The sequence below is a fragment of the Lentilitoribacter sp. JB5-8 genome, assembly GCF_055693385.1.
In genome coordinates, this window is the sequence record NZ_CM146332.1 from 1,808,716 (window position 1) to 1,832,244 (window position 23,529).

Genomic DNA, 23,529 nt, shown 5'->3' on the forward strand with positions numbered 1-23,529 from the left:
CGTAAATGAGCTAAGAAATACTTGACAAAACTAGCTTTTTTGAAGGTTTAAGCGGCTTTTTTACCAGCCTTTTGGTAAATTTCGGTTAGGTTTTCAGCCATTGTCTTAACGGAAAAGCGCTGAGTAAACTCTGCGCGATCTGGCAAACAGGTTTTAAGCCAGCCTTTTTCATCCGCAGCTTTTGCCATAATTGCACCAAGCGCGTCAGCATCGCCTGGTGTGACCATAGAAGCGCAATCTTCCCCCATTATTTCAGGAATTCCGCCGACATTTGTGCAAATTATCGGTTTTTGTGCGGCCACAGTTTCAAGCACAATATACGGCATAGCTTCTGCTCGAGAAGGGATGACAACATGGCGTGCAAGTTCAAATGCCTCGCGCGCCATCATTGCCGGATGCATTTTTATCCGCTCGCCTAGTCCCATCTTATGGATTTTGAGCTGATAGCTTTCTTTATCAGGACCATCACCAACCATATGTGCGGTAAGTGGTCTACCTGTTATGCGTTCAGCTACGCGCAAAGCATCAATAAAAACATCGGGACCCTTAAGGTCCCTCATCATGCCAATATACAGAAAATCAACCGCGTCTTTTTTTATCTTTATGGGTTTAAAATCTTCGTCAGTTAGCCCGTTATAGACCAAATTCCAATCTGTTTTGGGTGTTCCAACCTTCTCGAAATAGGTTTTACGCTCATGATCGCTGACGAAAACAAGACCATCCGTCCAGCGCTCTAAAAAGCGTTCGACGGCAAAATAGGCTTTGCCCTGCAAGCTTGAAGACTTGTAATGCAAAGTGCCGCCATGGGGGGAATAAAAGCGGGTAACGCGAGACCGGGACCCCCGCAGGAATGAACCCAAGAGCCGAACATACGCGCCACCTTTAGCGCCATGTCCATGCAATACATCAGGTTGCAAACTTTTGATTTCTTTATAAACTTTCCGTGCTGCAAGGAAATCTTTGGGTGTTACTGCCCGACCAATTTCGATGCGCTGCAAACCAAGCTCTAGCTTGGGAAGTATTGTTTCAAACAGCTTATCTTCATGCACGCCACCAGTTGAGCTGTCGCATAAAATGCCAATTTTGTGGCCCTGTTCTGAATGATAATTCACCAGATCTCGAACGTGGCGAAAAATTCCACCGACTGGAGAGCGAAAACAATGGATGATGCGTAACGGCTGCTCAGTCATGTGTTCGGTTTGGTCTCCAAAGCCTGTAATATGATGGTCAAATCTTAGAACAAGCGTTCGCGAATATAGATTGTGTCACCGGCTAAAATCGGGCTGGAGATCGAGACCTTGCCGGTCATGATTTTTCCATTGATTTTGCGTGTGATATCGGTGGTTTTCTGGTTGGCGCGGCTGCTAAAGCCACCCGCGATCGCAATCGCATTTTGTACAGTCATTCCAGGCACATAAGCATATTGGCCAGGCTGACCAACTTCACCAAGAATGAAGAAAGAGCGATATTGATCAATTTCAATGGAAACATCTGGATCGCGCAAGAAACCTTGACGCAGTTGAGCAGCAACAACACCTTCTAATTCTTGAGCGGTTTTACCCCGCGCTGCAATGGCGCCAACAAGTGGGAAAGAAATGTAGCCAGCCTGATCAACGCTGTAGGTGCCAGTCAAACCTGTTTGCTCAAATACGGTAATGCGCAATCGGTCGCCAGAATCTAAACGATAAGGTTGTATAGTTGCTTCATGAAAAGCGCGTGGGGCAGGTTGATAGCTTGCGCAGCCTGTAAGGGCAGTTGCAAACGCAGCACAGGCTGCAATAAAAGTAATTTTCAATTTTGACCTAATCACGGGCGCTATGCTCCACGAGTTAACTGTGAGCCCAATTTATCGTCGATTTATGGTTAATGCTTGGTAAAGATTAGATAAAATATTCTGCAAGTGAATTTACACCTGCGTTAGCGGACGTGAATTGACCACTTTAATGCTAACGGTAAACCCTCCTAATTATAGGCTTTAAAAAACATTTCGCGTTAACCGATAAGTTACCATGTTCGTTTACGATCCGCGGTTAAATACCATATGGAGTAAAGTGTATGAGTCAGGTGCACACTGATGATACGAATGTAGATATTGATATCGGAAGCTTGTTTGCTGCGGTTAAGCGCAATGCGATCAAGATCATCATTGCGGTTCTAATCGCAGGGGTGTTGGCATTCTTTTTAGTAAATATGTTAAGTGAGAAATACCGTTCAGAAGCACGTATTTTGATCGATAATCGTGAGCCTGTTTATACAAATCAGCAGCAAGCTAATGGTAACCCGCAATCTTCGGTTCTTGATGAACGTGGTGTCACCAGCCAGATGGAAATTCTAAAATCGAATGATCTGGTGAAAGAGGTTGCGCGCCAATTAGACCTTGCTTCATACGAAGAGTTTGATACGCCGAAAAAAGCCTCTGCGATTGAAAGTATTCTTATCGGGATGGGGTTGATTTCAAACCCCTTTGACATCCCAGCAGAAGAGCGCGTTTTAAAAGAGTTTTATGAGCGTCTTGATGTTTATCAGATCGCCGCTTCTCGCGTTATTGTTATTGAATTCTCCTCAGAAGACCCAAAACTTGCGGCACTTGTTCCAAATGCAATGGCTGATGCCTTCTTGCGTGTTCAATCCGGTGAAAAACTGAAAGACAATAACGTTGCAAGCGCTTGGCTAGAGCCTGAAATTGAGCGACTGCGTGAAGGTGTTCGCCAAGCTGAGGCGAAGGTTGCGCAATATCGTGCAGACAAAGGTCTTTTGTTAGTCGGTGATAGCGATACATTAAATTCACAGCAATTGTCTGACATTTCAGCAGAGTTAACTCGTGTTCGTTCAGAACGTGTTGATGCGGATGCGCGCGCCACCACAGTGCGTCGCGTGCTTGAAAGTGGTCAGGATATTGAAGCCATTGCAGATGTGTTAGATTCAACCACAGTACAGCGCCTTCGTGAGACAGAAGGGGATGTGCGCGGTCAAATTGCAGACCTTTCCACAACACTGCTTGAAGGGCATCCACGCATGCAAGCGCTGCGTGCTCAGTTGATTGATATCCAAAGACAATTGCGTGGTGAGGCGCGTAAAGTTCTTGCGAGTTTGGAAAATGAAGCTTCGGTTGCGCGTCTGCGTGAACGCGAATTGCAAAGCAGCTTAAACTCGATCAAAGCAAGTTCAGCGCAAGCTGGTGGTGAAGAAGTTCAGCTACGTGCTTTAGAGCGTGAAGCTAATTCTCAACGCCAATTGTTAGAAACTTATCTCTCGCGTTTTCGCGAATCTGCCTCACGTGCAAATGTGAGTGCAGTACCGCCGGATGCACGTATCATTTCGCGTGCAATCGAACCGACAGAAGCTTATTTCCCAAAGAAAATTCCGATCATTGTCGTTGCCATGTTCGCAACCTTTATCATCAGTGCCATTTGGGTGATGCTTGGAGAATTGTTTAGCGGGCGTGCACTTCGCCCAGCGCAGCAAAATCATCATCAGGACCCGGTCATGGATCATGATGGTAAGATATCAGCAGCGGTCTATGCTTCACGTCAGGATCAGCCGGAATATGTTCATGCCAAAGCAGGGGTTAACCTTGCGGAAAATGCACCACTTGCAGCAAGTCTAATCAGCGAAGATATACCGCCACAATCGAACTCTGCGAACGCTTTAGGCTTCTCAATTGATCAGGTTATCTCTGAGTTTGCGATTGCCAAAACAAAGTTTGTTGTGTGTGTCTCTCCCGAGGGAGATACGGCTGTTGCAGGTTCAGTGATGCTGGCGCGCAAGCTAAGCGAGTTGGGATTACGACCCGTTCTTGTTGATCTTACACTCAATGGCGGCCCATCAGGTGTAACAATTGGCACTAGCCGAATTACCGGCATTACAAACTTGCTGTGTGGCGAGACATCAATTGCAAATACGCTTCATCCGGATCGCAGCTCCAATGCACATGTTATGGCGCGTGGGAATGGCAATATACAACGTGCTATGAGTTCAGCGGAACGTATCCCGATGATTATTGATGCTCTTGGACAAAGCTATAACACTGTTATTGTAGAATGCGGGCCGTCTTCAGTTGAAAGCGCTATGCGCCTGATAAGTGAACGGACACCTGAATATGTCATATCGGTCAAGCATTTGGACGAAGGTGACTTATACGAGTTACAACAAGAGTTTATCGATAATGGCTTCCAGGATGTGATCACATTAGATCTTAATCAGGGGTCTTATGAACCGTCTCATCACGATCCGCAAAGCGATCAAAGCTCAGTTGCATGATTTAAAAACAAGCAATTAATATGACCCGGGTTACGAGACTAACCCGGGTTATTTTATGCTTTTAACGACCTAATTTTAGCGGCAAACTTGTGCAACTTTTCAGATGATTTGATATATCGTTTTAAATCAGTTTTACCCTTGTGAGCGCGAGCGTAGGCTTTACCGAATAAAGTGAAGGTAAGCGTGCCATCAAAATGCTCATCACATTCTGTGCACCAAGAACGCTTGTAAGGTTGATCGCCAATACCGAAATCAAACTTGCGGAACCCGCGTTGATTAAAGTTTTGTATCGCAAGAAAGAATAAAAACTCACCAGGGCTACAATCAAGCTCTGCATTAATTTCTTCATTGAAAGAGCTGAATTGGCAAATCGCATGGTCACGCTTTGGCGTAATCGCCGAAATTGCTAGGATTTGGCCATCATATGCTTCACCTTTTAAAACAATAGCGTGAAGCTCCATCGAACCTATTTCATTATTGTCGAGCGAACAAACTTCTGAAAAGAAGTCTTTTAGCTTCTCGTCTTCAAAGACGTTTGGCAAACCTTGGCTCTTCAATCGTTTGGACTTTTGTCGGAAAAACTCTGCGAGAATTTTCTCATTCTCAGCAAGTGAGTTCGCAATTGTGTAAGTATAACCACCCACAGAATTAATACGCTTTTCTGTGTTTCGGAATTTCTTTTTGCGACGCTTACGATTTAGCTGCGCCAGTGTCTCATCAAACTCATCTAGCAATGGCAACTGAAACGACGCGTTTTGGTTTTTCGTTGTCAAAATAGGTTCAAAGGGATTTCGTTTGTCTTTGACCTGCATGCGCATGCGATCCAAGATGATCACATCAATAAAAGGTGCTGTTGATTTAATTTCACGTTTTAAATGCGAAACAAAATCCTGCCCACAAGTTGATAAGAATAACGTTGAACAAAGAGCAAAATTTAAGTTGCTGTGCTCTGTACCGATCTGTTGTGCTGTCGTGACGCCGAATTTTTTGGAAATTTCCAGCGGTAGGATAAATTCAATGCGACCGCCGATATAACCCGCGATAAATAACGGATTGACCTTTTTGTTGCGTATCCAAGCGCGGACCCAACTAAAGCTTTGGTGCACAGAGACATGCAATTCAGTTTCAATTCGTCGCCAATCATGTTCAAGATCATCAATGTTCTGAATAACAGCATAGCGATTACTTTCAACTGACTTTTGCTTGTCCATCTGATCCTGCAAGTTCCGATATCTGACAATATTACCCGGATGATAAGGTGATAAGACTGCCCCTGATGTATTACGATTTAATGTTAAACTTGACATTTTTTGACCGATCACACTCTAAAATTACTAAACTGGAGCTCAAGATCGGCAAAAAAGTTAAACAAATGGTGATTTTGGAGCTGTTGGAGCACCAAAGTTTGCCGTTACGGAAAATGAAGTTTGAACATAAAAAATAAAATTTGAAGTATCAACGCAAACGGGGTGTATGCTTAGTCTTGCGCATTAGGCGTTTTAGACTTCGGCGGTGTTTCCATCCATTTGATCAACCACATGGCAGGTAGTACCCACAAAAGGCCTGTCACAAGAAAATATGTCATATGGATATACCAAGGGGACTCACCCAAATAGGCTGAGGCAAAAGTGACACCGATATCTGCATAGACCACAACTAGAACTAAGATCAGAAAAACACCGATGAATTTTTTCACACGCACTGGCATTTATCTTCCTTCCGGGGGCTAGCGTATTAAAGTAAGCATAGTGGCTGTGTTCATTTAACAGCCTTGTAGACCTAATTACGCGAAGAGGAAAGCTTCGGATTGATCTTTTTCCCGCGACCGCGTGCCGCAAGTCCTTTCCACTTGTCTTTCGTATATATAGGTGCAAAACATCCGCAGATTTTAGATCAAACATATAGCCAACATATAGGATCACCCATGTCAGATATCGCTGTTGAACATTCAGAGCTTTTACAAATGCAGAATTCTGCAAAAAGCAACAGGGGTGTTTTGCGTCTATGGCTTGGTATTGTGCTATTGGCTATTTTCGCCCTTGTCATTGTCGGGGGGCAACGCGATTAACTGATTCAGGCCTGTCAATTACAGAATGGAAACCCATCCACGGTGTCATTCCTCCGTTAAGCGCACAGGAATGGGAAGAAGAATTAGAGCTTTATCGCCAGATCCCTGAATATCAATTGATCAATAAAGGCATGTCTATGGACGAGTTTAAAGTGATCTATTGGTGGGAATGGGCGCACAGATTTCTAGCGCGTGGTGTTGGTGTTTTATTTGGAATTCCACTTTTAATATTCGCTGTTGCCGGACGTATTGAAAAGCCATTGAGATTTCCATTGGTTGGTTTGCTATTTTTGGGCGGTTTGCAAGGGTTCATTGGCTGGTGGATGGTCTCATCTGGCCTCGTTGATCGGGTCGATGTTAGCCAATATCGCCTCGCAACGCATTTAACTCTCGCCTGCGTCATATTTGGAGCCATTGTTTGGGTTATGCGCGGGCTCGCAGATCATGCAAAAGATACAAGTCCCACCTCATCAGCCAGCTTTTTTGCGGGTGTTCTAACACTGTTTGTCCTTCTGCAGATATTCTTAGGGGGGCTTGTTGCAGGACTTGATGCAGGGCTTGCGTATAACACATGGCCGCTCATGGATGGTGCGATTGTACCAGCAAATCTTTGGGTGATGGACCCTTGGTGGCTCAATGCATTTGAAGCACCCAAAACTGTACAATTTATTCACCGCATTACAGCGTACGCATTATGGGCCTTTGCGCTTTGGCACATGATTGCCTGTTTGAAAGGCAATGCACAGACCACCCATTCAAGACGGTCCATCGTGCTTTTCGTTTTGATCACCTTCCAAGCCGTCTTTGGCATCATAACATTGTTGCTCCAGGTTCCCATGAGCTGGGGGCTCATTCACCAAGGGTTTGCTTTGGTCGTGCTTGGGTTTGCAGTGGCACATTGGCGTGGATTTAAAGGCAGCTATCCATTACCCATTAAAATGCAAAAAGGGCGCTTCCCAGAAGCAAGCATCGCTTAGGGAAACACCCTTCAATAATGGGTCACAAAATATCTGTGATGCTAATCAATTGTGCTCAGCATCAGGTCAAGATTTTGTACTGCAGCACCAGAAGCACCTTTGCCCAAATTATCGAGCTGTGCGGTTAGATTTATCCGTCCATCGCCTTCAGTGCCAAATACATAAAGTCGCATCGTGTCATGACCTGCGAGCTGTTCAGGATCAAGGCGTGCAATCTCTTGGCTGTCAATTAACGGCACGACTTGGACAATATCCTGTCCGTCATAATGATCACGTAATGCTTTATATACATCCACCAAATCTGGTTCGTCGTTTAACAGGTCTAAATGAAGCGGAACATGCACGAGCATACCTTGCGCAAACCGTCCGACATTTGGTGTGAAAATGGGCTGACGCGTAAGCCCAGAGCGTGTAACGATTTCTGGCACATGCTTATGCGCCAGCGTGAGCGCATACGCAAAGTGATTGGACGCGATCGCATCATCCAAATCAGGATCTTCCATCTGTGCAATCATCTGTTTGCCACCACCTGTATAACCAGAAACAGCATTGATTGTGATCGGATAATCATCAGGTAATAAACCCGCTTGCACCAGTGGAGCAATGAGAGCGATCGCACCTGTTGAATAGCAGCCAGGATTGGAAACGAACTGCGCATTCGCAATTGCATCCTTTTGATCCTTGTTCAATTCGCCAAAACCAAATACCCAATCTGGGTGCGTTCTGTGTGCGGTGGACGCGTCGATAAAGCGTGTGCCGGCATCTGCTGCAAGCGCGACAGCTTCTCGGGCCGCAGCATCTGGTAAACATAAAATTGCAATATCAGCATCACGCAACATAGCTTTACGGACATCAGCATCACGGCGATCTTCATGGGCAATCGACATCAATTCGATGTCATTGCGCTCAGATAACCGCGAAATAATTTGCAAGCCAGTTGTGCCATGTTCGCCGTCGATAAAGATTTTAGCAGCCATAATGGTGTCCGTTTGTTCTTTAAAATCATATTCTTAATAGGAAATGATGAATCAAATTTTCATCTTGTTAAATCATTACCTAAAACTGAGATATATATGGAGTGTCTTGGATCGGCAATCAACTTTGTATGTTAATTTTGTAAGAAAGTGAGTTACGCGCTTTCCTAAGCCTTTTTCAATCGCATTTCGTTTCTAAGGTTTAGTAAGTTTGCTGTAAACACGATGATTGCGCCAACCACGACAGGCCATTCTAAAACTTCCTGATATAGGAAATACGCCACGATGGAGATAAGTGGCAATCGAAGAAAATCAAATGGTGTCACGATGATTGCAGGCGCAAGTGATAGTGCTTTGGTGATACAAAAATGCGCGGATAATCCACATAAGCCGATAATGATAAGCCAGAATGATTGGACCATATTTGGAATGTGGATATCGCCATCATAACCGGCTGTGACCAATCCGAAGACTGCTTGCATAGCTGTCAGCCAAAACAAGATGCATGTAATTGTTTGTGTCCGTGTTAAAAGCTTTGTTGTGATTGCAGCACCGGCGAAACCCACTGCACATAGTGCTGCCGCAATTATGTGAGGCGATATGGTGGTCGTATCAGGCCGAGCGACAATCAAGATGCCCAAAAAGCCGAGGGCTGCGCAGAAGGCGCGCATAGGGGTGAGCTTTTCTGCCAAGAAAAATGGTGCGAGGACTGCGACCCACAATGGCGTTGAAAACTCAAAGGCAAAAAGCTGTGATAAAGGCACAGTCGTTAGCGCGAAAAACCACAGATTTTGTCCTGCAAAATGCGACAGATTGCGGATGGTTTGAAGACCAAAATTGCGGGTATTAATTTCAGACAATGTACCCACAGACCGCGCAACACTGATAACGATGATCATGCCGACGATTGATCGGTAGAACATGATCTCGAAGGTATCAAGATGCTGGCCAACTTCACGCCCCGCAATTGCCATAAGCGAAAAAGCGATGATCGCACCAAGCATCCATGAAGCGGCTTTAAGTGGTTGAGATTGATTTTGCATAAGGGGTTTCGATTTACCGATTGCTCGAAATTACTATGAAATTAAAAAACTGTTTCTGGCAGATCAACAGTTTCGTGGACATACCAGTCATCCTGACGGGATAAGTTTTTCAATATGCGCCGGTAGCCATTTCCTTCTAAAAGTTTTCGAATCATCTCGCGATTGTCCGTGTAATTGTGTTCAACAGATACGAAATTGAACCGATATTTATCAAAGTCAAACGAGTTCAAAATTTCAAACTCGCTGCCCTCTGTATCGATTGACAAAAAGTCGATCGTTTCAGGCGCACCATACTTTTGTAACAAATCGAAAAGTGAAATTGTTTGCAATGGATAAGATGTTTTATTCTTTCGACTAGTACCGAGATGGTCTGTATCTTTATAGGAGGAAATTGTCGATAATTCTCCATTATCGATCATATCAAATTCTATAGTGTCGCCGGTTTGTTTCCATACACAATCTGTCTCAATATGCGCTAACCTGTTGGCTTTTAGGTCCTTGTGCCATGATTTGGCAGGTTCCGCTAAGATGCCGCGCCAGTCGAATTGTTTTTCCAATAAGTAAGTGTTGCTATTTTCAATCCCATCAGTCGCGCCAAAATCAACAAAAAATCCCTCTCTTTTGAAACCGGAAATGATCAATGCCAATATATCCTGACCGGTCTGGCTATTCATGGCGTGACCAGTCTGAGTAAATGCGATTAGGTTCTGAAACTGATGTATATCTTTCTTAAGTCCACGGTATCTCGGTTTGCGCAGTCGGCGCTGTATTGCATATTTGATTGAATTCAACATAGATGCGCTCCCGAAAACCTATAGAACTCTCATATACTAATAAATAAGTGCTGAGTAGCCACTAATATCGCCGGAATGTGGTCAAACCTTTTGTGAGTGTAGGCGGTGTTGTTATTCTGTAGTGAGTAATTGTTGAAAACTTGACAAGTAGGCTTGTGTGAATGCAGCTAAGTGCGTTGCTTTGTCAGATATCAAGGTGTTGCAAAGCTTGAAACGTTTTTGGTGATAGAGAGATACACTTTGTACGTTTATCTTCTCCTACACCTATAACAACCCAGCCTTCGCTCAATAATCGTTTTATGAATATGTCAAAAGACGGCTGTCTAGGTTTAGGTGACGATAGAGAATTATATAATTTCTCTATGCCTTCATTATGTTTCACTTCAGCTAAAACCAGTAGTAGTTCCAGAGAATAGCTGGTCGATAAAAATATCTTCAATGGAGATTTTGATATGGATCTAATTTGATTGAGCATATCCAACCATAGATTGTTATTTTAAAAATTTACATACTAAATTGACATATAAATTCGATGCTATTTTTATGGAGTTTTTCTCAACTTAAAATTGTTTATGGTTGTATTTTTTGCAAATAATGAGCCTGCTTTGATGAGAGTTTTCCGATTGTTTTTTAAAGCGTTGAATGATGCTTGGACCGTCAAATGTCAGATTTGTGGTGCCAAAACAACTGATTTGCAAATGATGAGGGATGGCGGTAGCGGCGGGTGTTGCAAGCGGTGTTTTGAAAAATCATAAATTGCAACTTGGATTATTCCATAAACTAATAAGGTGTTTGAAAATAAACGCCTCACTTCATCATATGAGTGCGTCTGTTGCGATTAGTCTGCATTTATAGATGTTGATTCATGCTTCGCGGCTATTCAGCATACGAGCACAGCATTGAATGATTGATGGCATACCCTATCGAGCATCGCCCATCAAAAAAAGGCCGGAACAATGTCCGGCCTCTTTGAAACTTTTGTATTCTGAAACTTAACGTTTTGAGAACTGGAAGCTACGACGCGCTTTCGCTTTACCGTATTTCTTACGCTCAACAACACGTGAATCGCGCGTAAGGAAACCGCCTTTTTTCAAGACAGGGCGTAGAGCAGGCTCGTAATTTGTCAAAGCTTTAGAGATGCCGTGACGAACAGCACCAGCTTGGCCAGAAAGACCACCACCTGAACATGTCACAACAACATCATATTGAGTTGTACGATCTGCAGCAACAAGTGGCTGAAGAACAACCATTTGAAGAACAGGACGTGAGAAATATTCAGTGTAATCGCGCTCAGTACTTGAGTTAACAACCTTTTTGTCTTCAGCTTTGTCTTTACGAGTAGAGCTTTTAGAAGGTGCACCAACAACAGTGATTTTACCTGTGCCTGGTTTAATCCAAACGCGGGCAATAGCGTCTTTACGCTTGCCTGTTGCATATGCACGACCTTGGTCGTCTAGTTTTTGAACGTATACTGGAGCCGCTTCGACTGCTTCTGCAGTTGCTTCACCAAGTTCAGCTAAGGATTCTAGCTCAGCCATGATTAGGCGCTCCTTTTGTTTTTAGAGTTCATAGCAGCAACGTCTAGAACTTCTGGAGATTGTGCTTCATGCGGATGCTCAGCTCCTGCATAAACGCGCAAGTTTTTCATTTGGCGACGACCAAGCGGACCACGTGGGATCATACGCTCGATAGCTTTTTCAACAACGCGCTCTGGGAAACGGCCTTCAATGATCGCACGTGCTGTGCGTTCTTTGATGCCACCAGGATAGCCTGTGTGCCAGTAATATTTTTTGTCTGTGTATTTTTTGCCTGTCAAAACGACTTTTTCGGCATTGATGATGATAACGTTGTCGCCATCGTCAACATGTGGAGTGAAAGTGGCTTTGTGCTTGCCGCGCAAACGCAAGGCAACCAATGAAGCTAGACGACCAACAACGAGGCCTTCTGCATCGATGATGATCCACTTCTTTTCCACCTCAGCAGGTTTCTGCGTAAAGGTTTTCATGAAATTATCTTTCTATGTTCGATCCAATCCCGGGCAGAATTCTTAAATGCTCTGCTCCATGTGGACATTTCTTGTTGCTTTAATTTGTGAAATTCTCGAGCTCTATGGCCGATTTAAACTGCACAAAAACAAATGCGGCCCAAAACGGACCACATCTATGTCGCGGCTTATAGGGGTGAATCGCATGTCGGTCAAGGGAAAAAGCCATTTAAAAGTGCTGCTCAGTAGCTTGTATAGCTCTTACGTTTCACGCAATTGAATAGTCCTAGACTACACCTGATTGCTAAGCGCTGTTTTGCGGCGTTTGGCAATACGGCTACCAATGATCGTTATCGTTAGTCCAGCCATGATGGTTGCAATACCAATTTGTGCCAATAAGCTGATTTCCTCATCAAGCAATACTATACCGCCTAAAAGCCCGGAAACGGGGATGAGCAATGCAAAGGGTGTCACATCTGCAGCTTTGTATTTCGACAGCATTCGACCCCAAAATGAATAGCAGAACAAGGTGGATAAAATAGAAACGTATAAGACGACACCTAGACCCAACATACCAATATTGGTGATAGCCCAATAGATGCGCGTTGGTCCTTCGAAGTAAAATGAAATGATCCATATAGGAACAGACGCATATAGACTTGCCCACACGATCACGGCAACGGCTGGCACATTGCCTGTTTGGCGAAACAGCATATTAGCGCTCGCCCAGCAAATGGCCCCGATCACAACAAAGAAGAAACCAAGTAAATTAAAGCTCCCACCTTCATCAAATCCCATGATCGCTAAACCCGTAAAGCCAACAAAAAGCCCGATGGCCTGGAACCGGTCAATCTGCTCTTTGAAGAACAAATACGCAAAGATGATGGTAAAAAACACCTGTCCCTGAACCACAACGGATGAAAGGCCAGCACCAAAACCAATATCTAGCGCTACAAATAATAATGAGAATTTGATCACGCCGATAAACAGTGCAATGCCAGCAATGATCCGCCAATCAATTTTAGGTCGCGGAATAAATATCACAGCCAATGCAACAACAGAAAATCGCATTGCCGATAGCATGAGTGGTGGAAGTTGATCCATTCCCAGTTTTGAAATGGCAAAGTTCAAACCCCAAATTACGGTCACAACAATCAAAATGAGAATATCAACAAAAGCCATTCTGTTGACTTAGCATCGTTCTGCATGCCCGACGAGTGCAAAAAATTGATCATTACATTCAATTTTCTGATGATTACGGTGATAAATTTCGAACTCATGCCGAAAATGTGATTTGATATGACCCTTTGTGAGAACATGATCTGATAAAAAGATCCCGGTTCTAATTACGGGGTATCCACTATGAAAAAGATCGCATCCTTCACCAGTCTTCTCACCGTTTTGTCTTTATCAACTTCGCCTATAGCTTTTGCAACGGATGCTGACGGCAATGATACGCCCGGCGACTGGGTCGTTACACATTACAAACCATTTGGCTTGTGGGATACAATTTGCGATGAAGCTATTCGGAAAAGCAAAAAGGTTGAGCGCTGCTACATTCGCTATGTTGATGTCTTCAGCCCCGCGCCAAAATTCGCGGCCCAATATGTATTTATCGAGCCGCAAGGGCAGGGATATAAGGTTGAATTCGGCATTGAGCCTGGCACAACGTTTAACGGCGCTTCACTTACTGTCAATGATGGCGAAAAGGTTGTCTGGGATTACAATCCGAATGAGTGTTTAGAGCGCGGTGAATGCATCTTAACAGGGCAAGAAGCTGATATTTTCATACAAAGCATGGCTGGGACATCAAGTGATGATCCAATGCTCGTATCTGACTTTAATGACCGTCACGGAACCGATCAGGTTTTGGAATGGGGTATTTCAAAATTTGCCGATGCATTGACTGATTTTCAAACAGAAGCTGATAAACGTAATTTGAGATAAAAACTAAGCTATCAGCTTATATAGTCATACTGTGCTGTTCGGGAACTTATACAGCCGGCAATTCAGGTGCATAAAGTATTTCCATCCATTTTCAAAAAGTAGCCGGGTTGAAGGTCGTTTTGGGGTGTCGCCTTATAGGTGAAGTTTAAATGAAATATACACGTCAAAATCAAATTAAGTATATGAAATAATTTATTTTTATTGATTGTCGATATTCATTAAATTATATCATCTTTTGATACGTTCCGTTCATTGCAGCCGAAATGCGAATAATATATAGCTCTATGTGCATATTTTGAGGTAGTCGGTCTCATTTTATGGCTAATAAGAGTTATCTAAAGGTTGGAATGCACGATGGATATTCAGCGTATAGCAGCTTTTTCTGATGGTAAATCCGGGGGAATCCAGCAGGTGTTGCTTTATTAGATGAGATGCCAAGCGATGCAAAAATGCAAAAACTTGCAGCTGAGATTGGTTATTCTGAAACTGTATTTTCTGTAAAACAAGCCAATGGAAGTTGGCGCACACGTTATTTTTCACCAGAGACTGAGGTGCCATTTTGTGGTCATGCGACCATTGCTCTTGGGGCCTATCTTGCAGAAGTTCACGGTGTTGGACGTTATGAATTAAGCTTAAATGATGCGAAAATTGCGGTTGAAGGTTTCAGTTCGCGTAATCAATTTAGCGCATCATTATATTCTCCGCCCACAAATAGCAAAGAGCTTTCCAACGCGCAGATTAGCCCGATATTAGACTTATTTGGTCTTAATCGTAGTCAATTAAATTCAGCCATTTGCCCTGCAAGAATACATGCAGGTGCTGATCACTTTGTGCTTTGTTTGCGAAATCGCAAAGATCTCAAAGCCATGCATTATGATCTCGATGAAGGTCGCGAGTTTATGCGCAAGCATGGCATAGTAACAATCATGCTTGTTTACATCCATGAAGACCAAATGTTTGATGTGCGCAATGCGTTTGCGTCAGGCGGTGTTTTAGAAGATCCAGCAACAGGCGCTGCAGCGGCAGCATTTTCCGGTTACTTGCGCGATATTAATTGGCCGCATGAAAACAAAATTAAAATCATCCAAGGCGAAGATATGGGGCATCGCTCTGTCTTAAAGGCCGAATTTACCGATGAGATTGGCAGTGCCATCAAAGTGTCCGGCGCAACAAGAAAAATCTAGTCTTTTTTGAAAGAAGAATTTTCATCTCGCAATAAAAAGGCCAGTCAATTTGACTGGCCTTTTGTGTTTTAAGCTAAACCTTCTAGTTCACTGTCACCCAACGAAGGATAAAGAAGTTATCCGTTCTTTGCGTCAGTGAAATGTTGTCCTTTGTTGCCCAGATAAGCGGCTGAACATACATAGGTACGTATGCAACTTCATCTTGGATAAGCTTGTGAGCTTCATCCACCAAAGCCTGACGTTTTGTATCATCAACCTCTGTTTGGATCATCGGAAGAAGCTCATCAACGCGTGCGTTTGAGTAACCACCAAAGTTCCATGATCCAAGCTTTTTCTCAGTATTGGGCGTTGACGCCAAGAAACGAATTGGGTGCTCAGCATCAAATGTACCTGGTGACCAACCAAGAAGGTACATATCAAAATTATCTGCGCGAAGTTCAGGCCAGTAGGCGCGAACAGGCATGGTCGATAATTTTGCATCTACCCCAATTTTTGCCAGCATTGAAGCTGCAGCACGACAAATCGCTTCGTCATTAATGTAGCGATCATTCGGGCACATCAGACCGAAGGAAAATCCATCTGGGTAACCAGCTTCAGCAAGAAGTGCTTTTGATGCTTCGGGGTCAAATGGTAGACGATCAGCGAGGCCCGTTGAATATGCGCGCATCTCTTTTGAAACCAACTGCGATACCGGTTCAGCTGTTCCGCGCATCACTTTGCTTGTCAGAGCACCGACATCAATAGCTTGGTAGATCGCCTGACGAACACGCACATCCTGGAATGGGTTTTTGTCTTTCGTTTCGTCTGAATATTTCAATGCATCTGCTTCATGGCCAAATCCGAACATGATCACACGTGCTTCAACACCTTCGTGAACCGTAAAGCCATCACGGCCTTTCATTTGAGGTACGTTTTGAAGCGGGATAGGGGCGATGAAATCAATTTCACCAGATAACAAAGCAGCCATACCTGTTGACGATTCGCCAATTGGCGTGAAGATCGCTTCGGTGATGTTGCTTTCTAACTCGTCCCACCAATTTGCAAATGGTTTGAGAGTTGTTTTAACGCCAGGATCACGAGATGCTAGCATAAATGCACCGGTGCCATTTACATTGCGCGTGGCAAAGTTTTCAGCTTCTTTTGAAGGGCGAGCCGCATCATTAGCCTCTGTCCAGGTTTTATCCATGATCATGAAATTGGCAATGGAATCAGGGAAAAGCGGGTTTGGCGCTTTTGTCATGAAGTCGATTGTATAATCGTCCTGCACGATGACTTCAGATACCGGAGAGAACCATGAACGTACATCAGCTTCTTCGGAGCTTGCACGCTGATAAGAAAATAAAACATCTTCCGCAGTAAATGCAGAACCATCATGATAAGTAACACCTTGGCGAAGCTTAAAACGCCAGCCATTGCCACCCAAGGCTTCCCAGCTTTCTGCCAACGCAGGCTCAATGCGCATTGACTTGTTTCGGCGCACAAGTCCTTCATACACATTGTTCAAAAAGCCTAATACAGGAGCAGAGTTAACCGCATGTGGGTCCATTGTTTGTGGGTCGGTTGAACCAGCCCATTTAAATGTTTCAGCTGACGCAGATGTCAGGCCAACACTTGCCACAACACCTGCAATAATGCTTGACGCTATTAACGAGCGTGCGGTTCTTTTTTTCATTGTCATTGTGTTCTCCCAATTTTGTTTTCGCACAATTGTTTATGCTGCAGCTTAGGAAGAATGATTTGAGATGTCCAACGGTAAATCTGATAATAAATCCGAAGTGGTTCCACATAATGAGGTATCCAAACTTGATTTGTTAATCGAACAAAAATCCTCTGGTAATCATATCAAACCAATGTAAGGGTAGTGAGCTCGAAGGGGTGAATTATGTTTGCTTATGTCTCTCGTAGACTAATACAATCTATATTTGTGATGCTGACCGTAAGTCTTCTGGCATTTGCTATGTTCCGCTTTGTGGGCGACCCGGTTGCTGTCATGGTTGGGCAAGAAACATCGGTTGAAGATCAGGAACGATTACGAGAGCAATTGGGCCTTAATGACCCGGTCATTCAGCAATATGGACGCTTTATTACCAATATGCTGACGGGCGAGTTCGGGTTTTCTTATCGCACGCGCCAACCCATTGGTGAGATGCTGCTTGAGCGCGCGCCAGCTACCATAGAACTTGGCATTGTTTCCTTGTTAATATCACTCATAGTAGGCATACCAGCGGGTATATATACCGCGCTGAGGAATGACGGGTTTTTATCGCAAACCATATTGATAACTACCTTGATCGGCATATCCATACCAACATTTGTAATTGGCATTTTCCTGATATACCTCTTTGGGGTGCAATTAGGATGGCTTCCCACATTTGGGCGAGGGGAAGTCACCGAGATAGGTTGGTGGAAATCAAGCTTCTTTTCTCTAAAAGGCCTAGAAGCATTAATCCTTCCCGCGATAACGCTGGGCATCTATCAGCTGACTTTGACGATGCGCTTGGTACGATCGGAGATGCAGGATGTGCTCAACACGGACTTTATAAAATTCGCTGTTGCGCGCGGGATTAATTACCGCAGCATCCATTATCATCATGCATTGCGGAATTCGATGGTTCCGGTCATCACCATTATCGGACTGCAATTCGGCGGTGTGATTGCGTTTTCCATTGTGACGGAAAGCGTCTTCCAATGGCCGGGCATGGGATTGCTATTCTTAGAGAGTATCCGATATGTAGATATCCCCGTTATGGCCGTTTACTTGGTCATTATTGCTCTTGTGTTTGTGATCATCAATTTGATTGTCGATATGCTTTATTTTGCAATTGATCCGCGCGTTCGACTTCAGCCGGAGGCGGGATAATGTTAGAAGCCTGGCGTCGCATAAAAGTTGAAAACGAATTCATCTATCTGTTCCTGGCGAACCGTGTTGCACAACTTGCGGCATTGGTCGCACTCATCTGTATTTTAGGGGCAATGCTCGCACCGCTTATTGCGCCTTCAAATCCTTATGATTTGGCGACATTTGATATTTTGGATAGCTTTACTCCTCCTGCATGGTCGGAAGGAGGCAACCCGCAATTTATCATCGGAACCGATGATCAGGGCAGGGATCTGCTCTCATCAATAATGTATGGTATGCGATTGTCACTTATCATCGGTGTTTTATCCGTTACATTTGCAGCAGTTTTCGGCACTGCAATTGGCGTGGCAGCAGGCTATTTGGGTGGACGTTTTGATACGATTGTTATGCGCATTGCTGATGTGCAATTGAGCCTGCCTGCGATTTTAACAGCGCTTTTGGTGGATGGTATTGCGCGCGGTCTATTGCCACGAGAGCAGCACGAAGATTTGTTGTTAGTCGTTCTTTCTTTAGCGATTGGTTTGTCGCTTTGGGTGAACTTTGCCAGAACCGCGCGTGCATCGACCTTTGTTGAACGCAATAAGGAATATGTGCAAGCAGCTGAGATCATTGGTTTGCATCCTATTCGCATCATGTTGGTGGTGATTTTGCCGAACATTTTAAGCCCGCTTTTGGTTATTGGCACGGTTGATCTTGCGGTCGCAATTTTGTTGGAAGCTACATTAAGTTTCCTAGGTGTTGGTGTCCCGCCAAACCAACCGTCGTTAGGAACGCTCATTCGCATCGGAACGGAATATATCTTTTCGGGCGAATGGTGGATTGTGATCTTCCCATCCTTTGCTCTGATCTTTTTGATCATCTCCATTAATGTGTTAGGCGACTTTTTCCGCGCATACCTAAATCCGAGGTTGCGCTGATGACTCTCCTTTTGAATGTGACGGATTTAACCGTTGAATATCCAACCCGATTTGGCACGTTTCAAGCGGTCAAGAACCTAGATATTCGTCTGGAGCAGGGCGAGATCCATGGCCTTGTGGGTGAAAGTGGGGCCGGCAAGTCAACCATTGGTCAGGCGATTATGGGGCTCATACCAAACCCCGGCTACATAGCATCTGGTGATGTCGAATTAAACGGTGAAAGCATTCGCGATCTTAGCCAAAGCCAGTATCACAAGCTACGCGGCGAGAAAATTTCGATGATTTTTCAGGATCCGCAAACATCGCTCAATCCGTTGCTAACTGTCGAAGAGCAATTGGTTGAAACTATCCGTCAACATTCAAGTATCTCCTACGAGGAAGCTTTTTCAAAAGCGGTTAACTTGCTCGAAGAAACAGGGATTAGCGATGCAAAGACACGTATTTTGGAATATCCGCACCAGTTTTCAGGTGGTATGCGCCAAAGAGTTGTTATTGCGCTCGCACTTTGTACCGAACCGGATCTGATTATTGCTGATGAGCCAACGACAGCCTTAGATGTTGCCATCCAAAAACAAATTTTAGACCTGATAAAACATCTGGCAAAAAAACGGAGCGTCGGATTTATTCTGATAACCCACGATATTGGCGTTATTGCCGAAATAACTGATCGCGTTTCGGTATTGAGAAATGGTGTTTTGCAAGAAGTAGGTCCCACACGCATTGTTTTGCAAAGACCTACCAATGAATATACCAAAGCACTGATGGCAGCCGTTCCTCGACTTGATAAAAAGCTCGACCGATTTGCCAATATTCTTGATGATGAAGTGAAATTATCAACACCCGAATTGTTATGGAAAGTTGACGGTGCCTCCAGCGATTTTGCGTCTAATTGGCTTTTAACGGGTGAACGGCATACATCAGACGGCAAGCCTGTCTTAGATATCCAAAACCTTGATGTGACCTATTTTAAAAAGAATATGTTTTCATTTGGAAAAGATGATGGCTTTAAAGCGCTTGATGATGTGTCGCTCTCCATACCAGCAGGCAAGGTTTTAGGTTTAATTGGCGAAAGTGGTTCAGGTAAATCAACCTTGGCAAAATCAATCGTTGGGCTTGTTCGACCAAGTGCTGGGCAGATTGAATTTTTAGGTGCGCCCTTGAAATTTGGAAAATCTCGTTCGCGAAAAGATGCAACGCGACGAAAAATTCAAATGGTGTTTCAAGATCCGTACTCGTCGCTTAATAATCGGCGCAAGGTTGAAGATATTATTGGTGAACCTATCCGCTTCTTTGGTCTTGCAAAAGATGGTGCAGAACAGCGTAAGATCATTGCTTCAATCTTGGAACTCGTGGAAATGCCTCAACGTGCGATGCTCAAATACCCCCACCAATTCTCCGGTGGTCAGCGTCAACGTATAGCTGTGGCGCGGGCGCTTGTCGCAAGGCCTGAATTTTTGATATGTGATGAGCCAACATCCGCACTTGATGTATCCATCCAGGCGCAAATACTGAACCTGCTGAAAGATTTGCAAGCACAATTTGGCCTATCCATTTTGTTCATTAGCCATAACTTGGCAGTTGTCAGGCAAATGGCTGATGAAGTTGCTGTACTTAAAAACGGGATTTTGGTTGAAAAGGGTGACGTTGACAGTTTCTTTGAAGGCCCAAAAGACCCATATAGCCAGTTGCTGTTGAGCGAAACGCCGAGTGCTGACTTCTAATAAGGTTTGACATCAATGTCCTCCCGCTTAACCCAAATTGTTCCGATTCTGTTTGTCTGGATCTGGAGCACCGGATTTATAAACGCTAAATATGCACTCCCTTATATTGAGCCATTTTACTTCCTTTTGATCCGCATGGTCTTAGCGGCATTGGCCTTTTTGGTCCTTATTTATGTACTAAAAAAGCGATGGCCAACGCGCCAGCAAGCAATTATGCAAATGTTAATTGGGGTATTGCTTCATTCGGTTTATTTGGGTGGTGTGTTTTTCGCTGTTCATTTGGGAATGCCAGCGGGTATTTCATCTATTTTTGTAGGTTTGCACCCTGCATTGACGGCATTTTTGGGGTTCATCTTTTTAAGCCAAAAACTAAAGCTCTTACAGTCAATTGGATTAGCATTTGGCTTTATCGGCATTTCATTGGTCGTGATCGGGTCGAATAATATTGACGGCAGTGCCCTATCAACTTTGGGATTACTTGCTTGTATTTTATCACTCATAGGGATTTCGATGAGCGGCATTTTGCAAAAGCTTTTTGCACAAAATGTACCTCTGGTTTCTGGCACTTTTTATCAATATTTAGGTGGTTCTTTGGCACTAATTCCGGTGTCGCTGATATTGGAAGACCATCAAGTCATTATGACATTTGAGCTTGTAGCGGCCATGGTCTGGTCAGTTCTTGCATTATCCGTTGGGGCAATATTGCTGTTAATGTTCATGATCCGGGAAGGTGAGGTGGCAAAGGTTGCAAGCTACTTTTATCTGGTTCCACCGGTTACCGTTATACAAACATATTTTTTGTTTGATGAAACCTTGAGTGTTTTAGCGATAACAGGATGTGTGTTAGCGGTTTTAGGTGTGTATTTAGTCGCACGCCAAACAGCCAAGGCAGATTAACAGAAATTAAAATAAATAGCACAAAGCATGAAAAACCCGCCTGAATGAAGGTTCAGACGGGGTCTTAGTTTTTCAGCAGTTAGCTTTAGACTTCTTTATCTAGTCCATAGCACGTTCCGCTGGATCAACAACTGTTTCAACGCCAGCTGCTTCACGTCTACCATCATTGTAGATCGCCTTGACCAGCGCAATGCACATAAGCGCCATCACAACGGAGAATGGTAGTGCTCCAATCACCATCGCAGTTTGAATGGCTCCGGTACCGCCAGAAATTAGCAATCCGCCAACAACCAGCGCCAACGCCGCACCCCAGAACAGGATGTGTGGACGCGCTTTTGGACCTTCATCACCCGCTGCACTGATTGTATTCACAATCAAAACAGCCGAGTCAGCTGAAGTAACAAGGAATGTCATCAGCAAAATCACGATGATAAGTGCCATACCCCAGGCTAGGAATTGCGCAATTGGAGCCAACATAAACTCGGTCATGGCAAAGATTTTATCACCATTTGCAGCGTCGAGAATAAGACCACCGGCACTGCCGTTGAGTTCTAGATCAATCGCTGTACCACCAGCCCATGCAAACCAAACAAAGCACATAAGTGACGGAACGATCATCGCACCGAGAACGAACTCACGAATTGAACGACCACGAGAAATACGTGCTAGGAACAAGCCCACAAATGGCGCAAACGCAATCCACCATGCCCAGTAGAATACAGGCCACCAGCCTTGCCACTGCGTGAGTAGGAAGGATTCAGAACCTTCAACCCCATCTGAGCTATAAACGTTGAAGCTCAGCCAAGGTAGCGCAAGGAGATAATCCCAAATGCCTACAAAGAAAGCGGTTGCCCCAAACCAGGTCGCACCAAAGATGATGAAGAAACCTAGCAAGAAGATGGACAGAACCATATTGATGTTTGACAGCCATTTAATACCTTTTCCCACACCTGATAACGCAGACAGCGTTGATGCCCCCATGATGACCAGAAGTGCAACAACGATACCAAGTGTTGTCGCAGAACCGTCTTCAAGCGCAAGACCACCGATACCAATCCGAGTAAGGCCAGCCACAAATTGCTCAACACCAAATCCAAGTGTTTGTGCAACACCTAAAATGGTTGCAACCACGGCAACAATATCGATCAAGTGGCCCAAGTTCCCTGATAAAGCTTTACCAAATAAGGGTGTCAAAGATGATCTAATTGTAAGTGGTAATCCGCGGCGATAACTAAAGAATGCAAGTGCAAGACCAGCAATGGCATAACACGCCCATGCGCCAAGCCCCCAATGCAGATATGACCAAATATAAGCCTCACGGACATTGTTTGCATCAAGAGCGGTCGTAATGCCTTGAATAACCGCTGGGTTATTTTTGAAATGCGCGACCGGTTCCGCAACAGCCCAAGTGAGCATGCCTACACCAATACCGGCACCAAACATCATGGAGAACCATGAGAAGTTTGAAAATTCTGGTTTTTCACCGTGCGCACCCAAATTTAGGCGCCCCGCTGTTGGCCAAATCGCAAGCCCAATACAGACAAGAACAAAGGCTGCAACGACCCAAATATACCAAGCGGCAAATTGCGCTAAAATGGCTGTATTCCAATTGCCAAGAATTGTGCCAGCCTCGGTCGGCCAAACAATACACCACACAACCAGAACACTGATGATGACTTTACTAACAACGGTCACGTTGACACTAAATCCACGATAATAACCGCTGTCTGCGGTTTTGATCGGAAGATCAGTTAATGCAGGTTTTATACTCATGTAAATTATTCTCCCCTTGTATAATCACAAATATCTTCCCAGTTGAGATCGACTAAAATCTCGGAAAAATATTTGTGCTCCTCCCCCTAATACAACCCCACTATTAGCTTGACATATCAGACAAATCCGA

General features: G+C 44.3%; 18 protein-coding genes and 2 pseudogenes. 8 read left to right on the plus strand and 12 right to left on the minus strand.

All coding sequences use genetic code 11. From position 1 onward, the window contains the following. Window positions 1–47 precede the first annotated feature (47 nt). Window positions 48–1,190 (minus strand): glycosyltransferase family 4 protein, encoded by a 1,143-nt coding sequence (locus ACZ1GZ_RS08690; protein WP_472668105.1) that lies wholly within the window; start codon window positions 1,188–1,190, stop codon window positions 48–50. Between the two features lie 44 nt (window positions 1,191–1,234). Continuing rightward, complete coding sequence (locus ACZ1GZ_RS08695) at window positions 1,235–1,795, minus strand: polysaccharide biosynthesis/export family protein (protein WP_472668267.1); 561 nt, start codon at window positions 1,793–1,795, stop codon at window positions 1,235–1,237. Between the two features lie 260 nt (window positions 1,796–2,055). On the opposite strand from ACZ1GZ_RS08695, the gene ACZ1GZ_RS08700 reads away from it, so the two are divergent. Continuing rightward, on the plus strand, window positions 2,056–4,260 hold the full coding sequence (locus ACZ1GZ_RS08700; RefSeq protein ID WP_472668106.1) for a GumC family protein: 2,205 nt from the start codon (window positions 2,056–2,058) through the stop codon (window positions 4,258–4,260). Between the two features lie 53 nt (window positions 4,261–4,313). Here ACZ1GZ_RS08700 and ACZ1GZ_RS08705 read toward each other — a convergent pair whose 3' ends face one another. Together ACZ1GZ_RS08705 and ACZ1GZ_RS08710 are read right to left on the minus strand one after the other, a co-directional pair. Further along, entirely contained in the window at window positions 4,314–5,567 is a 1,254-nt protein-coding gene (locus ACZ1GZ_RS08705; RefSeq protein ID WP_472668107.1) for a GNAT family N-acetyltransferase, read from the minus strand. Between the two features lie 170 nt (window positions 5,568–5,737). After that, window positions 5,738–5,968: a DUF2842 domain-containing protein gene (locus ACZ1GZ_RS08710; protein ID WP_472668108.1), complete on the minus strand. Its 231-nt coding sequence runs from the start codon at window positions 5,966–5,968 to the stop codon at window positions 5,738–5,740. A 216-nt stretch (window positions 5,969–6,184) separates the two neighbouring features. On the opposite strand from ACZ1GZ_RS08710, the pseudogene ACZ1GZ_RS08715 reads away from it, so the two are divergent. Next, window positions 6,185–7,305, plus strand: a pseudogene (locus ACZ1GZ_RS08715) (COX15/CtaA family protein). A 41-nt stretch (window positions 7,306–7,346) separates the two neighbouring features. On the opposite strand, the gene argC reads toward ACZ1GZ_RS08715, so the two are convergent. The 6 genes from argC to ACZ1GZ_RS08745 form a co-directional block, all read right to left on the minus strand. Further along, complete coding sequence (argC, locus tag ACZ1GZ_RS08720) at window positions 7,347–8,282, minus strand: N-acetyl-gamma-glutamyl-phosphate reductase (protein WP_472668109.1); 936 nt, start codon at window positions 8,280–8,282, stop codon at window positions 7,347–7,349. A gap of 164 nt (window positions 8,283–8,446) precedes the next feature. Continuing rightward, a complete protein-coding gene (locus tag ACZ1GZ_RS08725) occupies window positions 8,447–9,322 on the minus strand; it encodes a DMT family transporter (RefSeq protein WP_472668110.1) in 876 nt (291 codons plus the stop codon). 41 nt (window positions 9,323–9,363) lie between these two features. Continuing rightward, complete coding sequence (locus tag ACZ1GZ_RS08730) at window positions 9,364–10,113, minus strand: FkbM family methyltransferase (RefSeq protein ID WP_472668111.1); 750 nt, start codon at window positions 10,111–10,113, stop codon at window positions 9,364–9,366. Window positions 10,114–11,108: 995 nt separating this feature from the next. Further along, complete coding sequence (gene rpsI / locus ACZ1GZ_RS08735; RefSeq protein ID WP_472668112.1) at window positions 11,109–11,654, minus strand: 30S ribosomal protein S9; 546 nt, start codon at window positions 11,652–11,654, stop codon at window positions 11,109–11,111. 2 nt (window positions 11,655–11,656) lie between these two features. Next, window positions 11,657–12,121: a 50S ribosomal protein L13 gene (gene rplM, locus ACZ1GZ_RS08740; RefSeq protein WP_472668113.1), complete on the minus strand. Its 465-nt coding sequence runs from the start codon at window positions 12,119–12,121 to the stop codon at window positions 11,657–11,659. Between the two features lie 270 nt (window positions 12,122–12,391). After that, window positions 12,392–13,282 carry an EamA family transporter gene (locus ACZ1GZ_RS08745; protein WP_472668114.1) on the minus strand — a complete coding sequence of 297 codons (891 nt, stop codon included), beginning with the start codon at window positions 13,280–13,282 and terminating at the stop codon, window positions 12,392–12,394. A gap of 180 nt (window positions 13,283–13,462) precedes the next feature. Here ACZ1GZ_RS08745 and ACZ1GZ_RS08750 point away from each other — a divergent pair, with 180 nt between their 5' ends. Both ACZ1GZ_RS08750 and ACZ1GZ_RS08755 read left to right on the plus strand, forming a co-directional pair. After that, complete coding sequence (locus tag ACZ1GZ_RS08750; RefSeq protein ID WP_472668115.1) at window positions 13,463–14,047, plus strand: hypothetical protein; 585 nt, start codon at window positions 13,463–13,465, stop codon at window positions 14,045–14,047. A 354-nt stretch (window positions 14,048–14,401) separates the two neighbouring features. Continuing rightward, window positions 14,402–15,231: pseudogene (locus ACZ1GZ_RS08755) on the plus strand (PhzF family phenazine biosynthesis protein). Window positions 15,232–15,313: 82 nt separating this feature from the next. On the opposite strand, the gene ACZ1GZ_RS08760 reads toward ACZ1GZ_RS08755, so the two are convergent. After that, a complete protein-coding gene (locus ACZ1GZ_RS08760) occupies window positions 15,314–16,909 on the minus strand; it encodes an ABC transporter substrate-binding protein (protein ID WP_472668116.1) in 1,596 nt (531 codons plus the stop codon). A gap of 204 nt (window positions 16,910–17,113) precedes the next feature. Between ACZ1GZ_RS08760 and ACZ1GZ_RS08765 the strand changes: the two genes are divergently transcribed. The 4 genes from ACZ1GZ_RS08765 to ACZ1GZ_RS08780 are packed head-to-tail and all read left to right on the plus strand — an operon-like array spanning window position 17,114 to window position 21,626. Further along, window positions 17,114–18,091 (plus strand): ABC transporter permease, encoded by a 978-nt coding sequence (locus tag ACZ1GZ_RS08765; RefSeq protein ID WP_472668117.1) that lies wholly within the window; start codon window positions 17,114–17,116, stop codon window positions 18,089–18,091. Next, on the plus strand, window positions 18,091–19,008 hold the full coding sequence (locus tag ACZ1GZ_RS08770; RefSeq protein WP_472668118.1) for an ABC transporter permease: 918 nt from the start codon (window positions 18,091–18,093) through the stop codon (window positions 19,006–19,008). Before ACZ1GZ_RS08765 ends, ACZ1GZ_RS08770 begins: the two co-directional genes overlap by 1 nt. Further along, on the plus strand, window positions 19,008–20,729 hold the full coding sequence (locus tag ACZ1GZ_RS08775; RefSeq protein ID WP_472668119.1) for a dipeptide ABC transporter ATP-binding protein: 1,722 nt from the start codon (window positions 19,008–19,010) through the stop codon (window positions 20,727–20,729). Before ACZ1GZ_RS08770 ends, ACZ1GZ_RS08775 begins: the two co-directional genes overlap by 1 nt. A gap of 15 nt (window positions 20,730–20,744) precedes the next feature. After that, the gene (locus ACZ1GZ_RS08780; RefSeq protein ID WP_472668120.1) at window positions 20,745–21,626 is read left to right on the plus strand and encodes a DMT family transporter; all 882 of its coding nucleotides are present in this window, start codon (window positions 20,745–20,747) and stop codon (window positions 21,624–21,626) included. A 99-nt stretch (window positions 21,627–21,725) separates the two neighbouring features. Here the strand turns inward: ACZ1GZ_RS08780 and ACZ1GZ_RS08785 are convergent, their stop codons facing one another. Next, window positions 21,726–23,399, minus strand: a complete 1,674-nt coding sequence (locus tag ACZ1GZ_RS08785) for a BCCT family transporter (protein ID WP_472668121.1) — start codon at window positions 23,397–23,399, stop codon at window positions 21,726–21,728. Window positions 23,400–23,529: the final 130 nt, after the last annotated feature.

Bases quoted from the DNA above. Each gene is read 5' to 3' on its own strand.
- ACZ1GZ_RS08690 (WP_472668105.1), bottom strand. From the start codon at position 1,190: ATGACTGAGCAGCCGTTACGCATCATCCATTGTTTTCGCTCTCCAGTC.
- ACZ1GZ_RS08700 (WP_472668106.1), top strand. From the start codon at position 2,056: ATGAGTCAGGTGCACACTGATGATACGAATGTAGATATTGATATCGGA.
- ACZ1GZ_RS08705 (WP_472668107.1), bottom strand. From the start codon at position 5,567: ATGTCAAGTTTAACATTAAATCGTAATACATCAGGGGCAGTCTTATCA.
- ACZ1GZ_RS08710 (WP_472668108.1), bottom strand. From the start codon at position 5,968: ATGCCAGTGCGTGTGAAAAAATTCATCGGTGTTTTTCTGATCTTAGTT.
- argC (WP_472668109.1), bottom strand. From the start codon at position 8,282: ATGGCTGCTAAAATCTTTATCGACGGCGAACATGGCACAACTGGCTTG.
- ACZ1GZ_RS08725 (WP_472668110.1), bottom strand. From the start codon at position 9,322: ATGCAAAATCAATCTCAACCACTTAAAGCCGCTTCATGGATGCTTGGT.
- rpsI (WP_472668112.1), bottom strand. From the start codon at position 11,654: ATGGCTGAGCTAGAATCCTTAGCTGAACTTGGTGAAGCAACTGCAGAA.
- rplM (WP_472668113.1), bottom strand. From the start codon at position 12,121: ATGAAAACCTTTACGCAGAAACCTGCTGAGGTGGAAAAGAAGTGGATC.
- ACZ1GZ_RS08745 (WP_472668114.1), bottom strand. From the start codon at position 13,282: ATGGCTTTTGTTGATATTCTCATTTTGATTGTTGTGACCGTAATTTGG.
- ACZ1GZ_RS08750 (WP_472668115.1), top strand. From the start codon at position 13,463: ATGAAAAAGATCGCATCCTTCACCAGTCTTCTCACCGTTTTGTCTTTA.
- ACZ1GZ_RS08760 (WP_472668116.1), bottom strand. From the start codon at position 16,909: ATGACAATGAAAAAAAGAACCGCACGCTCGTTAATAGCGTCAAGCATT.
- ACZ1GZ_RS08765 (WP_472668117.1), top strand. From the start codon at position 17,114: ATGTTTGCTTATGTCTCTCGTAGACTAATACAATCTATATTTGTGATG.
- ACZ1GZ_RS08770 (WP_472668118.1), top strand. From the start codon at position 18,091: ATGTTAGAAGCCTGGCGTCGCATAAAAGTTGAAAACGAATTCATCTAT.
- ACZ1GZ_RS08775 (WP_472668119.1), top strand. From the start codon at position 19,008: ATGACTCTCCTTTTGAATGTGACGGATTTAACCGTTGAATATCCAACC.
- ACZ1GZ_RS08780 (WP_472668120.1), top strand. From the start codon at position 20,745: ATGTCCTCCCGCTTAACCCAAATTGTTCCGATTCTGTTTGTCTGGATC.
- ACZ1GZ_RS08785 (WP_472668121.1), bottom strand. From the start codon at position 23,399: ATGAGTATAAAACCTGCATTAACTGATCTTCCGATCAAAACCGCAGAC.